This is a genomic window from Chlorogloeopsis sp. ULAP01 (assembly GCF_030381805.1).
Taxonomy (GTDB): domain Bacteria; phylum Cyanobacteriota; class Cyanobacteriia; order Cyanobacteriales; family Nostocaceae; genus Chlorogloeopsis.
In genome coordinates this window covers 240,762-255,588 of record NZ_JAUDRH010000003.1, presented here as the reverse complement: position 1 = coordinate 255,588, position 14,827 = coordinate 240,762, and the positions used below count along the sequence as shown (strand labels likewise).

Sequence of the window (14,827 nt, the reverse complement as noted above, 5' to 3'; positions counted from 1 at the left end):
GTCAGTGCTTTGTTGTCAAAATCTACTTTAGAAGGCAAGTTCGCCTGCTCCCCAGTAAGAGTTATCTTAATTAAATTAGTTATAACTTTCTCTCACCACGACCAGCAAAAAAACAAAATTTGACAGTCCTGCCATTTTTGATTATTTCACAAGTGCTAATTCCAAAATGTGGGTGATTAGGAGAATCAGCGAATAATCACTATTCTCAATTATTAAGGAAGCCAACGGGGATGAAATCCAACTAAAGGAAGTTGTTCTGGTTTCAATTCTGTAGCCTCCTGAGTATCGATCATAGGTAGTAGGGGCATTAACCACAAGCTACTGGTAGTAATTACTTCCCCATCCTCTGTGGTTAGCACTTGGGCATCTGGTGATGTCACAGGAGTTGTCTGCGGCACTACTTGGTCAAATAATAGCCCCAAACCATCAGGAGATAAACTCATTTTCACGTTTCGCTGATCGGGCGGTAGTACTAACAACGGTTTCTGCTTGCCTGTTTTGAGATCGATTGCTACTAAATATGGCTGTTCTTGATAATATTCTCCTGGTAGTAGCTGTGTGAGCAAACAGTAAAGAGTTGGAGAAGCCGTATCAAATTGGCAGTTGACTATTGAACCTTTGGTAGTTAACAGTTTTTTCTGGACACCTTGGTTGGTTACTAAAAACAAGTCTCGCGTATAATCTGTATTAAACTTAACCATTGCAGCTTGGGAACCATCCGGTGAAAAAGCTTGTACTAATCCAAACTGCGGGAAAAAATCTAGGGGTTTTGTACCATCTGCCTGGAGGGGTAAAATTGCTGTTCCCTGCCCTTGAGCAACTGCTACAGCTTTACTATCTGGTGTAATCATAAAGTCTCCTCCCGGTTGGCTTTGCAAGCGTTGCGGGGCATTTTTTACAGAATTGTCTCCATTTGCTGGAATAAACCACAAGCCAAAGTCGTTAGGATTATTTTTATTTCCCCGTTGAACAACAATAGTTTGTCCATCGGGTGATAAGTCAAATTTTAAGTTTTGATATTCTTTATTATCTAAAATTAAATCAACTTTACTGGCGGATTCTGCATTTTGATGATGTGGTGCAGCAAAACCAGTAGTTACTTTATATAATTGAGCCGACAATATATCTTGGTTGTTAGCAGGGCGAGCAGAAAATAAAATTTTCTCTCCATCTGGAAATGGCTGAAAGTCCAATACAACCAAGTCTTTGGGAGTAAGTATCTTTTTTTGCTCTTGTGTCAAGTTGTAGAGAACTAATCTGCCTTGATCTTCTTGCTCTGCTCCGATATAAAGAAGAATGCGATCGCGGGTGCTAAAAGTGGTGCTAAAAGGTTGCATCACACTTTTTTTTCCACCTTGAGCAGCAAATTTATCCTTCGCGTCTTTTAGCTGTACTTTATAAGTTGTTCCATAGGGTGCTGGGGTAATGAAGGTATAACCCATACGTCGCCCAGCCCAACTGATTGTACCTGCTAGCGGAGGCTCAATTTTCAAATTTTCCTCTACGCTTTTAGTGTCCATCGGACGGCTAAAGGTGAGGATAAAAGTTTTATATTCTGCCCCAATTTTTTTATCTTGGGAAGTATCATTCGTTGATATGTCTCTTTCTTCTAAGTGAATATGCTTCCAAGTAAATTCTCTGACATTAGCTTTAACTGCATCACCTTGCAATATTAATAGCCCAATGAGCAAAATTAACAGCAACATCAGGGCGATCGCCACCCGATCTAGAGGTTGGAAAAATGCTTTTTTAGTAGTCATTGGCAAATAGGTTGATTGATAGTAGTTAGTCGATAGTAGGGGCGGGTTTATGAAGATAAGTTGTCGGTTGGAACCGAAAGTGACTCTACAAAACCCGCCCGTACAGTAGTTAATAGTTTCTTTACCACTAACTAATAACTAATAACTATAGGGATTTTTAGGTTGAGGAATTTTTTTGAGCGAGTTAGCAACAATTGTCAGTTGACGTTTACCTGCTAGTGTTTCTGTAGCCATTTGTCCTTCTACTTCCAACCAAGTATCAGGGGGGTATTGTTCGCGATTTTCTGACAATTTGACAGGTAATCCTACGGGATAAGCATCTGCTGCACAACAAGTCAAAACAAATCGTGCTAATAATAAATGTTCTTCTCCAAGCTGTGGTGGGTGAATTACAAATCCCTGTACCTTAACTCTATTACCTTGATATCTATCTGGTTCTGGATAAACATTCAGCATTCGCACCCAATCTACTAGCGATCGCTCTTCAGGAGGAACAGCAGCACGAAACGCTTGGGGTTTGACGCGGGTTGAACCTAATAACTCACTCAAATCTCTTTGCAGTGCTTTGTCACTAGCAAATACTTGGGGTGTAATTATGAAGCCCAAAATAGCTGATGTTAATAGGAAAGCACTACCCCAGCCTGGCGGAAACAAAGTTATATGTTGGACATTAGTACTTGCTTCTCGACGAGACAGGAGTAATAGTTCTTTGGCTCGGAAAATACTGATTATTAGTAAGCATAAAGCAGCTACTATTACTAAGCCAAAAAAATTTGGATGAATCAACAAATTCAGCTTGTTAGTTAACCAATATTTCAACAGTAAAACACCCCAGGCTGTAATGGCGAAAACATCTAGCCAGGAAAGTAACCTGTTAATAATTCTATTTTTACGATTCTGATTATTAGTCATTGGTTATTTGTTTTTTGTCACTAGTCAAAAACGAACAAAAAACGAAGGACAAGTTAAAAGATGTACAAATTAAGTGTAAGAGTGAACAAGAATGTCAATAGTGCTGGTAAAGCAAATAAGTAAAAGATAGCTTGGGGTTTAAATATTGATAACAAAAGACCAACAGCTTTAATATCAATCATTGGGCCAAATACCAGAAATGCTAATAGGGAACCACTGGTAAAGGTTGAGGCAAATGACAGAGCAAAAAAGGAATCGACGGTAGAACAAATTGATACTACTGCTGCTAATACCAACATAGCTGTAATAGAACTAACTGGCCCTGCACCTAGACTGAGAATTAACTCACGGGGGGCTAGCACTTGAATAGCCGCTGCGATCGCACTACCGATTACTAGTACTCCCCCTAACTCCCGCAGTTCTTGAATAGTATTTTCCATTACTAGGCGAAGTTTCGCTGCTAAGGGTTTATCGTAACTAGAAGCTGTGGCTTCAGCAGCAGTTTCTAAACGCACGGTTTGCCCTGCTCCCAATAGATATGTGCCTGACTGTAATAGGGCAGATGTGCCTACTTGCTGCTGCATTTGATAATTTTTAGAGCCACGTTGTGATTGTGTTCTTAAGGCTGGGTTAAATTTTAAATAACGCGCGATCGTTGGTTGAACAAAAGGAGTTAAGTCTTTTTGAAAGCTAAAGACAAAGGCAACAATAGTGGCGATTAATAGGGAAAACACTACACGTAATACTACTATTTCTGGCTGATCGTGAAATGCTGTCCAAGTTGCCCATATGACAATTGGGTTAATTGTGGGTGCTGCTAGCAAAAAGCCAATTGCCACTGGAGTCGGCACTCCCTGTATCAATAACCGCCGTGCTACTGGCACGTTACCACACTCGCATACAGGGAACAAAAAGCCTACCATACTGCCAACTAATGCACCCATAAGTGGGTTCTTTGGCATTTTGTCTGCCAATTTGCGCTCATCAACAAAAAATAGCAGCAAACTGGAGAAAAACACTCCTAGCAGTAGAAAAGGCATCGCCTCGACTAGCAGACTCAGAAATAGCGTAAAACCATTGTTAAATTGATTCATGGGCGTCGCTGTCAAAAGCGGTTTTGAATTTTAAGGTTCTGCCAAGTCATTCTATCGGAATGGAGATCGTAAACAAGTGCAGATAATTAAAGTTCCATTAAACTATCGGTAAATACTCGGTTTGTCAGATAACCATTAAAAGCTTGCAAACCACTACTAATCATGGATACTTTATTTTAATTCAGCTATATTTATCAATGAATCTTATACATAGATAGCGAAAGTTCAAAAATGGTTCCTATTTCAGACTTTAGTACCTCTTCTATATTGATTACTTTTTCTTATATTTATCTTAAAGTTACTCAATCTGAAATGTTTTGAGTTTTCACTACAAAAATTTTCAAACTGCAATACCAAAATGGAAAAAATCATAGTAGGTGGAATAATATTTGTATTAATAATTACAAATTAGTATTGAATTTTCTTAAGTGTAAACAATAATTAAGATTAATTACCCAAAATCAAATATTTACACTTTCTAGTAAAAAATGTACTACTTGTTAAGTAATAATACTTAGGTATTTTAATTCATGATTCTCTATTTTTCAATAATCAATAGAGACAGAGGCTAAAATGTTAGCTTATTGTTTGTCAAGATTATTAAGAAATAGGGTGCTCAATGACACAAAAGTTTCGTCCAGATATATCACCACCATTTTTGTCTGGTGGTAGCGATCGCGATCTAAATTTACAATCTACTCTCCAGGAATTACAGCTTTATAAATTTCAAGTGGAAACTAGCACCACAGCAGCAGAGGTGGCGAGAGTATTTGAAAAATACCCACTTTTGCCGGGAGTAGTTTTAGTAGAAGAGGGAAATTACATTGGCATGATTTCGCGGCGGAGATTGCTGGAATTATTTATTCGTCCTTACGGGCAAGAGTTATTTTTTCAGCAACCACTAGCTATTTTTTACAGCTATGTGCGTACACCAGTTCTATTGCTTGCTGATAGTACATCGATTTTGGCAGCTATGCAATTAGCAATGAGGCGATCGCCTGAATTGATGGCAGAACCAGTAGTTGTAAAAACAGAATCTGATATTTACTTTTTATTAGATGTGCAGGAATTAAATATTGCTTGCTGGCAAATTCGAGGCATAGAAACTCAGGTACGTTATGAACGCAGCCAAGTCCAAATGATTCAGAATGATAAGATGGCAAGTCTAGGGCGATTAGTAGATGGAATTGCCCATGAAATTTTAGATCCGGTAGGATTTATTTGGGGTAACTTAACTTATATATCCAAATACAGCCAAGATCTGCTTAAATTAATAGCAGTTTATGAAAAAACATCTCCTGAACCTACTAAAGAAATTATTCATTTTAAAGAGGAGATTGAATTTGATTTTATTGAACAAGATCTATCAAAAGTACTTACTAGTATATATACTGGTGCAGAAAGATTAAAAAAACTTGTCACCAGTTTACAAAATTTTTGTCATATCGATGAAGTTTATCCCAAGCCAGCAGATTTACACAGATGTATAGATAATATTTTACTACTAATAAATAGCCGGATTAAAAAAGAAATTCAAGTTATTACAAACTATGGTCATCTTCCACCTGTATATTGTTTTGTTGGTCAACTTCACCAAGTTTTTATGAATATTTTGAGCCAAGCTGTAGATGTTTTACTTGATGAAGCAGTAAGGCTTCAACTTAATCAGGCTCCAGATGGAAAAGTTGAAACTCCTCGCATTGAAATTAAAACATCAGTTATTTCTCAACCATCTCATAACTCACAAATACCCGATTCTCGCTGGGTTTCAATTCGTATCACTGATAATGGCCCTGGTATGTCCAAAGAGTTTCAACAGCAAATAATTGAATCTTTTTCTGTAGAAAAAAGGGCTGATAAAGAAACTAGTTTAGCAGTAAGTTATAGAATTGTCACAGCAAGACATGGCGGTAAATTTAATTTACGCTCAGAAGTTGGTATAGGCACTGAATTTGAAATTTTATTACCTTTGGTATGAGGTCAAAAGGTACTGGGTACTGGCGATTAGGGACTAGGAAGAAGAGGAATTTAACCTGGTAACGAGAACTACTCCCTGTCCCCTGTCACCTTTCCCCTTACCTAATTGATGTACGTTCAAACCATTCCTGATATTTTTGTCTGTTTTCCTCATCTTCAACAGAAATAGTTACTCTTACTTTCTTGCAACCATGATTTTTTTCCAAGGCGATCGCATTTAAAAGTAAACTAGCAATTTTGGGCGAATTAAAATCACCACTCACAGTCAAATTACCATCAAGAATGCTAACAGTTGCTTGCTCTAACTCTGTTAATTCAACACTTGAAAGTTCCTCTTGACTTAAATTAATCTCAGCGAGTTGTTTATGTTCGGGGCTTACTTGTTCAACAATAAGCTTTTCGTATCTAACTGGAATTTGTACTATGCGAGTTTCAATTTCTTTGCGAACAATTACATCACCAACTTTCCGTTTGTTTCGGTCAACAATTATTCTTTCACCTAGCAAACGAATAATCTCTTCTTCAGTAATATTTTCTGAAACTCCAGAATCTAAAGTCGGGTTTTGAACCTGTGAATGAATAATTTCAGTAGTATTAGCTTGCTCTAACTTTTGAGTACCGTCGGCTATTTCGGATTGGTAATATTCTGGCATATGCTCTAACTGTGATTGTTCTATGTCTAGAAACACCGATTTTGTAGCTACGTCGATTCTTTTAATTAGCTTACTAGATAATAAAAAGTAGTGGTGATTTTCTTGTATAGGCTTTGTATCTCCTTCTTGATGCTCATAAATTTGAGAAACCATCAAATTCAGTTGATGATGAAAATCAAGAATTAAATCTTTTACCCTCCCTATAAGTTTACCTTGCTTATCTAATACTGCAAAATTTCGGATTCTTCTAATTAAGTTATTAAGCAAGGTATTAATATGTTCTTTATTGGGAGTAGTAGAGTTAGAAAACATAATCTTTATCTTATAAAATGTTTACTTATCAAGTATTTAAGTTATAACTTAGCATTCAAAATCCTCCGAATTCCTTTTGAAACTTTTTTAGACAGCTTTCTAGGTTCTATATATATTTGTATATTACTATTTGTAGTACAAGTAAAGCTGTTAATTACGCTCTACTTGTACTAATTTAAATCGGTGAAAGATTTTGAGTCTATAGCCCAAAGTGAATATTTAATGGGCTATAGACTACTAACTAAAGCAGCCTGATTCTATTATCTATCACGCTCGTCTATCGGCAAATTAGGAGCGTTGATATCCAATTCTTCCCGACGAACTGTTTCTTGAGCCTCAACAGTATCTTGCTCTACTTCTTTTCTAACTCTGACTTCTTCACGTACTACAGCTTCTTTGCGAATATCAGGAGTTTCTTCGTAGATATCCACACGAGCAACTTCACCTTCGCGGAAGTTAGCTTCACCGGGAGCAACTGCTCTACCTGCATCTTGTGGTGTTACGCGCTCAACAACTACTCGCTCTTTCTCTACTGGAACTGCAACTCGTGCTGTTTCAGTTTCAACGCGCTTACCAACAGCAACTTCCCCAACTTTACGACGTTGTTTGTTGGCGATTAACCGCTCTTCGTATAGTCTGAGAGTTTGGTGATTTTGCTCATTCATCTCAAACAAAGATGGTTCCCGCTCGTATGTGTAGCTGTCGCGCTCATAAGTGGGAGTAGCAGCAGAAGTATAAGCTGTAGATGCAGTAGGACTTTCAAGAGGGGCTGATGCTTCTAGAGGAGCGGATCTATCTACTGCTGGAGAGGTACGATATACACCACGTACCCGTTCTTCGTAGTCGTAATCAACGGTTTGTAGCTCGTCGTATTCAGGTAGATTGTCTGCTTGTTCTCTTGTCATACCAATGGCATATACGCGATCAGCAGCACGATCTACGCGGGAACGTCCAACTGGTAATAACACTTTCTTACCAAAAATCCAAAAGCCCATATCCACTACCATATAGCGGAAACGGCCGTTCTCGTCTACTAAGACGTCGCTAACAGTACCAATCTTCTCATCACTACCTTGTGCATAGACACCCATTCCTTTGATGTCATTGCCTTCAAAGCTATCTTTATAATCGGGATCAAAATCTGTGAGTTTGTAAAGAGCCATGCTGATTCTCCCAAACGGTTTTATCTTGTTAATACTAGACTAAGCAAATCTTAAAACTTACCCATCTTTCTAACGAAGGAGTTAGTTGTTTATAGATATAATCTATTGGCATATCTTTGATATTTTCAGCATAGTCTATATAAAATCTAATGATTATTATAGTTTTATTAACTATGAATTATCTGTTATTTGATCATAAAAAACAGGCAGAAATAAATAATTTATCTGCCTGTATAAATAAAGGAAATATAGAAAAGAGGTTCTAATTTTTTACTTACTTAATTAGAACAAATAAGGTTAAATTGTGTCAATTCTATTTGCATTAGTCTCATCTATCGGTAAATCACCTTCGGTCTTAATATCTAATTCTTCACGACGAATTGTTTCTTGAGCTTCAACAGTATCTCTATCTACTACTTTTTTAACACGAACTTCTTCACGTACAAATGCTTCTTTATGTATTTCAGGTGTTTCTTCATAAATTTCTATGCGTGCTACTTCTCCTTCTTGGAATTGAAGCTCGCTTGGATTAACTACTGTTTCTCCTGCTGTGGGAGTAACTCGTTCAATTACAACTCGCTCTCTTTCAATAGGTATGGAAACTTGGGCAGTTTCGGTTTCTATGTGTTTGCCAACAGCTACCTCTCCAGTTTTGACACGATTTTTGTTAGCAATTAACCGTTCCTCATATAATTTAATAGTTTGATGTTTCTGTTCACTCAAATTGTATAAATCTGCGTCTTGTTGATAAGTATAAGAATCGCGATCATAATTGAGATTAGTTCCTAAAGGACGATAAGCTCTGCGTACCTGTTCTTCATAATCGTAATCAACAACCATGTTGTCTCTGTATTCAGGTAACTGCATTACTTGCTCTCTACTCAGACCATCTACAGTAACGCGCCCGGCATTATAATCTATATGGGAAAGGCCGATTGGTAGTAATATTCTTTTGCTAGTAACATCTACTTCACTATCAATTACTAAATAGCGAAAACGTCCATCTGCATCGACTAATGTATCAATGACTGTGCCAATTTTATTTCCTCCTTGAGTATAGAGAGGCAAACCTTGGATATCGTCGCCACTAAAAGTTTCGCGGTAGTTAGGGTCAAAGTCTGCGAGTTTGTAGAGAGGCATAGAACTATTACCAAATTTTTTAAAGAACTTCATACCTTAACTAGCTTAAAAATTCATTTGCTTGTTTTCCTCTCGCTAGCGAGTGAAATTCCTTAATTACTCAGTATTCCATAGTTATATATCTCAAGATCCTATATTCTTGAGTTTGAATCGAATAGCTCTCCTCCAGACGCGATTAATCGCTTAGATACTATTTTTTTTGATTAAAATCATTTTTATTAATAAAATCTATCTGTGGTTATACTATATTCACGAAAAGGCTGATATGGATGTACCCCACCGCCTACGGCACCTCCCCTTACTAAGGGGAGGTTGGGAGGGGTTGAATATGAATCACTCAAAAAGTGAAATGGTATTAGAAGATTCAAGCATTTATTGTTTACACACTCTAATCTCGCCACATTAATTTTGGTGTAGATTTTCAGTCACTGATTTTTTCAAATTCACACTTAAGTAATGTCAAATCACCCTTGGTTAACCCTGGCGCAAAAATACCGAGTGATCGCTGTGATTCGCGCTTCAAATCTAGAGCTTGGACACCAAATGGCTTTGGCTGTAGCATCTGGGGGAATGCATTTAATCGAAATTACTTGGAATAGTGCCAATGCCGGTGAGTTAATCTGTAAACTCCGCTTAGAATTACCTGATTGTTTGATTGGCACAGGAACACTGTTAAATTTGCAACATATGCATCAAGCAATTTCTGCCGGAGCGCAATTTCTATTCACACCTCACGTTGACAGGGCTATGATTCAAGTTGCGCTTGAGCAAAATCTACCTATGATCCCAGGGGCGCTTTCTCCCACCGAAATTGTGAGCGCGTGGCATTATGGCGCAACCTGTGTCAAAGTATTTCCCGTGCAAGCAGTAGGAGGGGCAAAGTATATAAAAAGTTTACAAGGGCCATTAGGGCATATTCCTTTGATTCCTACTGGTGGCGTCACATTAGCAAATGCAAGAGAATTTTTACAAGCGGGAGCGATCGCTGTGGGTTTAAGTGGTGAGTTGTTTCCCAAACAGTTTGTAGAAGTTGGAGATTGGCAAGGAATCTCTAGGCAGGCGAAAATCTTGATGGCTTCACTGGGGGTGTAGCCACACAAATAAAGACTGCGGAGGCAGCCTGTAAGGATTTTATTTGTCTAGCCCCAGGCTGGAAGCCTGTGGGCTTTATTTTTGATCTTGAAAATGGGAACTCTATGAATGAAGAGTACTTGATGCATTCATAGAGAGAAAACCATGCTGAGTAGAAGGCAGAAGGCAGTAGACAGAGGAGCCACTGCGCCCTTGGAGGTTCCCCGGAGGCGGAGCAACTCCTGCTCCGCTCCGTTGTAGCAAGTGGCGTGGCAGAAAAAAAGAAAGTTTTTTCATTCATGACGTCTACTTAGCGACTTTAAAGATTCCAAACTACGAATAAAACAAGGATGATACCAAATTGGCATAGGAAAACTTTTAATCCAAAATCCAAAATTGGTATGACTGGCTCTGCTGCTCCTATTTGCCATTCTGTGCATTTTGACAATTATGAATCTGGACAACTGCTATAGGATGAGATGAGAAAACTCATGCCTGTTGCAGCAATCGAGTCAAAATCTGAGCGAAAAAACTCAAATTTTCCCAAAAATTTGTCATTTTGGTGTAACAGTTATGAAAAATCTACTTTCCCTGAATTGGGTGCGTTGCTCAAAAACACTCCTCGCTAGTGTGGCATTATCTATAAGTCTTTTTGGCACCAGTTCACAGGAGATATGGGCGCAATCTAAACCTCAGGTGATTAGACAAGCGATCGCCAATCTCCAAGAAACTGAAAAACGCTGGATCCAAATCAACCTGTCACAACAAAAATTAATTGCTTGGGAAGGGAAAAAACCTGTTTTTGCAGTCATTGTCTCCACAGGTAAAAAATCTACTCCCACTCGTACTGGTGTTTTTCAAATCCAAACTAAACTCAGGAAAACTCGGATGCGCGGTAGAGATTATGACGTTCCTAACGTTCCATATACGATGTTTTATCAAGGAAACTATGCTATTCACGGAGCATACTGGCATCGAAGATTTGGCACACCTGTTAGTCACGGCTGTGTGAATGTTGCACCCAATCACGCTAAATGGCTATTTGATTGGGCATCGATAGGTACACCAGTGGTTGTTCATCGATAGTTGAGAATATTGGTTTGCGATCGCACTAAAGCTAGAAAGTAATACACAAATGGCAAACTTGGTTGGTAGCAGTTGGGTTGGTTGGTTAGGAGCTTTGTTTGCGTCTGCGGGATTGGTATTGGGAACTTCTTTTACTCTTTTAAATTCCCGCATTTCTGTGTCTCACTTTTCCTATCGCTCATTCAACCCTGACTACTTCAGTCAACCCGAAACAGTAAAGCAAGTAAAACCCCGCAAGAAAATTGTAATTGATTTATCCGAGCAACGCTTATATGCATGGGAAGACAATAAACTTGTTCATTCTATAAGAGTTTCAACTGGAAAGCGCTCAACTCCTACAAAAAAAGGTAACTTTCTCATTAGCACTAAATATCGCTCTGCCAGAATGCGAGGGCCGGGCTACGATATTCCTAATGTTCCTTATACTATGTATTTTTTTCGGGGCTATGCTATTCATGGCGCTTTTTGGCATAACCGATTTGGTACTCCCGTTAGCCACGGTTGTGTCAATTTACCAGTAAAGGAAGCTCGCAAAATTTTCAATTGGGCTGAGATTGGTACTTTGGTAGTGGTGCGTAAGTAGAGAGTAAAGTGACAAACAAGATCCCCGACTTTTCAAAAAAGTCGGGGATTTGTATCTTTCATCTTCTAAGTAGCCGTCATGAATGAAAAAAACTTTTTCCTTCTGCCCCCTGCCTTCAACTTAACTTAATTGCGCTACCAGTTGATTCTCCAGTAGAGTTTCATTCGTCAATAAATCCTCGACTGTAATTCGCAAAAAGCGCTGATCGTCAACCAAAAACCGAATTTTAATCCGATCGCTTCCCGGAAATCCTGGTGGTGTAAGGTTTGCAATTGTTCTTGCTCCATCTTTATCATTTAGGGGTTTAACGGTGGTAACACCACTATCAAGACGGCGAGTAATTAGGCGATCGCCATCAAAATAAACTTCCGTACTGCCTGTATCTGCTCCCAATTCGCCCATAATTAATTCAATGCTAGGCTGATTTTCTAAAGAAGCACCCAAGACTAACTCTACTGGCTGAGTCATCGGGTAAGGCTGCCCCTCTTTAATAATCGGATGCCAACCGTGACGATAATTGCGCTTATCCCAATAGCGGATGCCGTAGCTGTGGTAGAGAAAATCTTTGATTTCTACACCTTGAACTATCTGTAAGGCACCTTGGGCGATCGCTTCAAACGGTCGTTCACAGCGAATTTTATCTGGTTTAAAATATTGCTTGATCCATGTCTGCACTGCTGGTATTTGTACGGTACCACCAACTAAAAGCACAGCATTAATATCTGCTACTTCGATGCCTTGACGTCGTGCTTGCTGCAACAGCTGAGTCATTGAGTCATCAAGTCGCTCAAAAAACGCGTGTTCTTTGAGGATACTCTCCAAAGTATCGCGATTTAATTCTAGTTCATAACTTTCAAAAGTTTCATCATTGAAATAAACTTCACTGGCTTGGGTTTGGTTTGATAATTGAATTTTGACTTTTTCTGCTAGCCGCATTGTCAAGGGGCTGACTGTCAAACCTTGAGTTTGGGCAAAGTAATCAACTATCCAATTGTCGATATCAGAACCACCCAAATTTTGTCCGGCTTTTGCTAACACACGGGCAGTTTTTACCTTTTGCTTAGAGGTTTGAGCTAGAGATTTATTTCCCCATTTCAGTAAAAATCCGACGGGTTTACTAGCTACTTGCACGCTGCGATCCAACCTGACTAGGGATAAATCGAGTGTTCCACCACCAAAGTCAACCACCAACAAAACTTCTTTGTCTGCCATGCCGTAACCCAAAGCTGCGGCTGTGGGTTCATCCAGGATTCGCACCTGCTCTACAGGTAGTGCTTGACAAACTTTGCCCAACCAGTAACGATAAGCTTCAAAACTATCTACGGGTACAGTTAATATCAGAGATTCTACACCACCTTGCATCGGTGCTAATTCTTCAATCACTCGGTTGAGAAACCATTGCCCGACTTGTTCAAAAGTAACTATTTGCCCATCTAATTCGGGTAAAAAACCTTGGATATCTGTGCCAATACCACGTTTGAAAGTACGGAAAAATCGCGGATCGTTTTTTAAATCCAAACCGCGATCGCGTACTTGTTGCCCTACCAAAACTTTTGCTTTGGCGGCATCTTCTACATACACCAAGCTGGGAATTAGGGGCGGATTGAGACTTTGTTGAACTGATAAACCAGCTAAATTGAGAGTTTCTGGTTCTTGGGTAACAGGATTCCAACGAGCAATAACTGTATTGCTTGTACCAAAATCGATTGCGATCGCCATATCTTAAATTTCGCGCTTTTATTGCAAAAACGCAAACAGTTACTCTATGAAAGATTATTCTGCATTAGCCACCACGATCGCAAATGGTTAACAGCTTCTTCTTTCTGCTTGGCTTCCACTTCGATCCAAGGTGCTTGGTGATAGACACTGGGCATGGCAGTAATTAAGTTACTGTGCTTTCTGTCATTAAAAGCCTGCTCGCCATTAGAAATATGAACCATCTGCCACTGTGGATTAGCCCAAGTTTCTCGCGCCGCAGCAAGCATTTCTGCCACACTCGGATGATCGTAACTATCCAAATTTTCGTGGCAAATGTGGTGATGGGCATCAAATGCCATTGGCACACCAGCACTTTTACAGACTGCTAAAATTTCACTGGCACTGTAGGCATATTCATCATTCTCCAGAGTCAAGCGACTTTTGACGTTTTCTGGTAATTCCGAAATTACCCGCACTAATTGTTCGGGGCGTTGAGATTTGCCGCCATGAATATTCATCAAAGACCAAACAGAACGAGGTAAACTCATTAAATCCATCGTGCGAGCGTGACGCTCTAGAATCTTGATGCTTGTTGCTACTATTGCTGGAGAATCAGAACTCAACACTACATATTGATCTGGGTGCAGCACCATTCTGATTCCCAATTTTTCTGCTTGTTGTCCAATCTTAGCTAAATCGGCACTCATTTCCTCTAATATATTTGCACCGATTTCGTCTTCCATGTCGCTCATCGGAAATAAACCTGAAGGCATCCGATAAAGTTGAATTTTGTGCTGTTGACAAAAAGTTAATGCCCCATCCAAACGCTGCAAATTATCCCGATAAAGTTCTTTGAGGGTGTTGGCGCGTTGTTCTTCACCAAGTTGTAAGTAACGCGTGCGTGTTATTGTCCGATAGCGCACCTCTTTAGAGAAGGTTATGCAGACTAGCCCCAAGTATGGCGATGTGCTGTGAGATTTGTGCTCTAAGAATGGAAGATTATCTAACTGAGTACTTAAAGTCATTAACTATATATTTATTAATGTCGGTATCTTTTTGATTTAACTAAGTTCTGCCTGGAATAATTAGTATCTAAAGACAGAAGCTGTATTTAAATGGGTTTTAACTACCATCCCAGCATCATGATAGCGTTGGCGAATTTATCAGGGAGTGGGCATTGCTCACCCTACAATTTGCTGGTTATCATACTAAATCCGGTTGTTCAACCCCTTTTTTGTATAGCCACACCCTTCTAGGGTGTAGGGTAAAAGGGGATATTAAATTCAGATGTAGTATCAGTAATTCGTCAACAAATTTCGCCAACGAGCCTCGGCACTTCGTGAATGAGTCTTGGAACCTCGTAAATGAGTATTGATAC

At 39.2% G+C, this 14,827-nt stretch carries 13 protein-coding genes; 4 read left to right on the top strand and 9 right to left on the bottom strand.

Annotation, left to right across the window (positions count from 1 at the left end; translation table 11 throughout):
• Positions 1 to 212: 212 nt before the first annotated feature.
• The 3 genes from QUB80_RS07390 to QUB80_RS07380 form a co-directional block, all read right to left on the bottom strand.
• The gene (locus QUB80_RS07390) at positions 213 to 1,760 is read right to left on the bottom strand and encodes a TolB-like translocation protein (RefSeq protein WP_289788861.1); all 1,548 of its coding nucleotides are present in this window, start codon (positions 1,758 to 1,760) and stop codon (positions 213 to 215) included.
• A 138-nt stretch (positions 1,761 to 1,898) separates the two neighbouring features.
• Entirely contained in the window at positions 1,899 to 2,672 is a 774-nt protein-coding gene (locus QUB80_RS07385) for a TIGR03943 family putative permease subunit (protein ID WP_289788860.1), read from the bottom strand.
• A gap of 53 nt (positions 2,673 to 2,725) precedes the next feature.
• The gene (locus QUB80_RS07380) at positions 2,726 to 3,766 is read right to left on the bottom strand and encodes a permease (protein ID WP_289788859.1); all 1,041 of its coding nucleotides are present in this window, start codon (positions 3,764 to 3,766) and stop codon (positions 2,726 to 2,728) included.
• A gap of 619 nt (positions 3,767 to 4,385) precedes the next feature.
• On the opposite strand from QUB80_RS07380, the gene QUB80_RS07375 reads away from it, so the two are divergent.
• Positions 4,386 to 5,744, top strand: a complete 1,359-nt coding sequence (locus QUB80_RS07375; RefSeq protein ID WP_289788858.1) for a sensor histidine kinase — start codon at positions 4,386 to 4,388, stop codon at positions 5,742 to 5,744.
• A gap of 97 nt (positions 5,745 to 5,841) precedes the next feature.
• On the opposite strand, the gene QUB80_RS07370 is transcribed toward QUB80_RS07375, so the two are convergent.
• From QUB80_RS07370 to QUB80_RS07360, 3 genes are all read right to left on the bottom strand, one after another.
• Positions 5,842 to 6,708, bottom strand: coding sequence for a DUF2382 domain-containing protein (locus QUB80_RS07370; protein WP_289788857.1), 867 nt, complete (start codon positions 6,706 to 6,708; stop codon positions 5,842 to 5,844).
• Positions 6,709 to 6,968: 260 nt separating this feature from the next.
• Positions 6,969 to 7,871 (bottom strand): DUF2382 domain-containing protein, encoded by a 903-nt coding sequence (locus QUB80_RS07365; protein ID WP_289788856.1) that lies wholly within the window; start codon positions 7,869 to 7,871, stop codon positions 6,969 to 6,971.
• A gap of 297 nt (positions 7,872 to 8,168) precedes the next feature.
• Positions 8,169 to 9,011, bottom strand: a complete 843-nt coding sequence (locus QUB80_RS07360) for a DUF2382 domain-containing protein (protein ID WP_289788855.1) — start codon at positions 9,009 to 9,011, stop codon at positions 8,169 to 8,171.
• 456 nt (positions 9,012 to 9,467) lie between these two features.
• On the opposite strand from QUB80_RS07360, the gene QUB80_RS07355 reads away from it, so the two are divergent.
• Complete coding sequence (locus QUB80_RS07355) at positions 9,468 to 10,103, top strand: bifunctional 4-hydroxy-2-oxoglutarate aldolase/2-dehydro-3-deoxy-phosphogluconate aldolase (RefSeq protein ID WP_289788854.1); 636 nt, start codon at positions 9,468 to 9,470, stop codon at positions 10,101 to 10,103.
• Between the two features lie 102 nt (positions 10,104 to 10,205).
• Here the strand turns inward: QUB80_RS07355 and QUB80_RS07350 are convergent, their stop codons facing one another.
• Positions 10,206 to 10,379: a hypothetical protein gene (locus QUB80_RS07350; protein ID WP_289788853.1), complete on the bottom strand. Its 174-nt coding sequence runs from the start codon at positions 10,377 to 10,379 to the stop codon at positions 10,206 to 10,208.
• A 276-nt stretch (positions 10,380 to 10,655) separates the two neighbouring features.
• Here QUB80_RS07350 and QUB80_RS07345 point away from each other — a divergent pair, with 276 nt between their 5' ends.
• Both QUB80_RS07345 and QUB80_RS07340 read left to right on the top strand, forming a co-directional pair.
• The gene (locus QUB80_RS07345; protein WP_289788852.1) at positions 10,656 to 11,168 is read left to right on the top strand and encodes a L,D-transpeptidase; all 513 of its coding nucleotides are present in this window, start codon (positions 10,656 to 10,658) and stop codon (positions 11,166 to 11,168) included.
• A 49-nt stretch (positions 11,169 to 11,217) separates the two neighbouring features.
• Positions 11,218 to 11,751, top strand: coding sequence for a L,D-transpeptidase (locus QUB80_RS07340; RefSeq protein WP_289788851.1), 534 nt, complete (start codon positions 11,218 to 11,220; stop codon positions 11,749 to 11,751).
• A 120-nt stretch (positions 11,752 to 11,871) separates the two neighbouring features.
• Here the strand turns inward: QUB80_RS07340 and QUB80_RS07335 are convergent, their stop codons facing one another.
• Together QUB80_RS07335 and uvsE are read right to left on the bottom strand one after the other, a co-directional pair.
• Positions 11,872 to 13,470: an Hsp70 family protein gene (locus QUB80_RS07335; protein ID WP_289788850.1), complete on the bottom strand. Its 1,599-nt coding sequence runs from the start codon at positions 13,468 to 13,470 to the stop codon at positions 11,872 to 11,874.
• A gap of 44 nt (positions 13,471 to 13,514) precedes the next feature.
• The gene (uvsE, locus tag QUB80_RS07330; protein WP_289788849.1) at positions 13,515 to 14,474 is read right to left on the bottom strand and encodes a UV DNA damage repair endonuclease UvsE; all 960 of its coding nucleotides are present in this window, start codon (positions 14,472 to 14,474) and stop codon (positions 13,515 to 13,517) included.
• Positions 14,475 to 14,827: the final 353 nt, after the last annotated feature.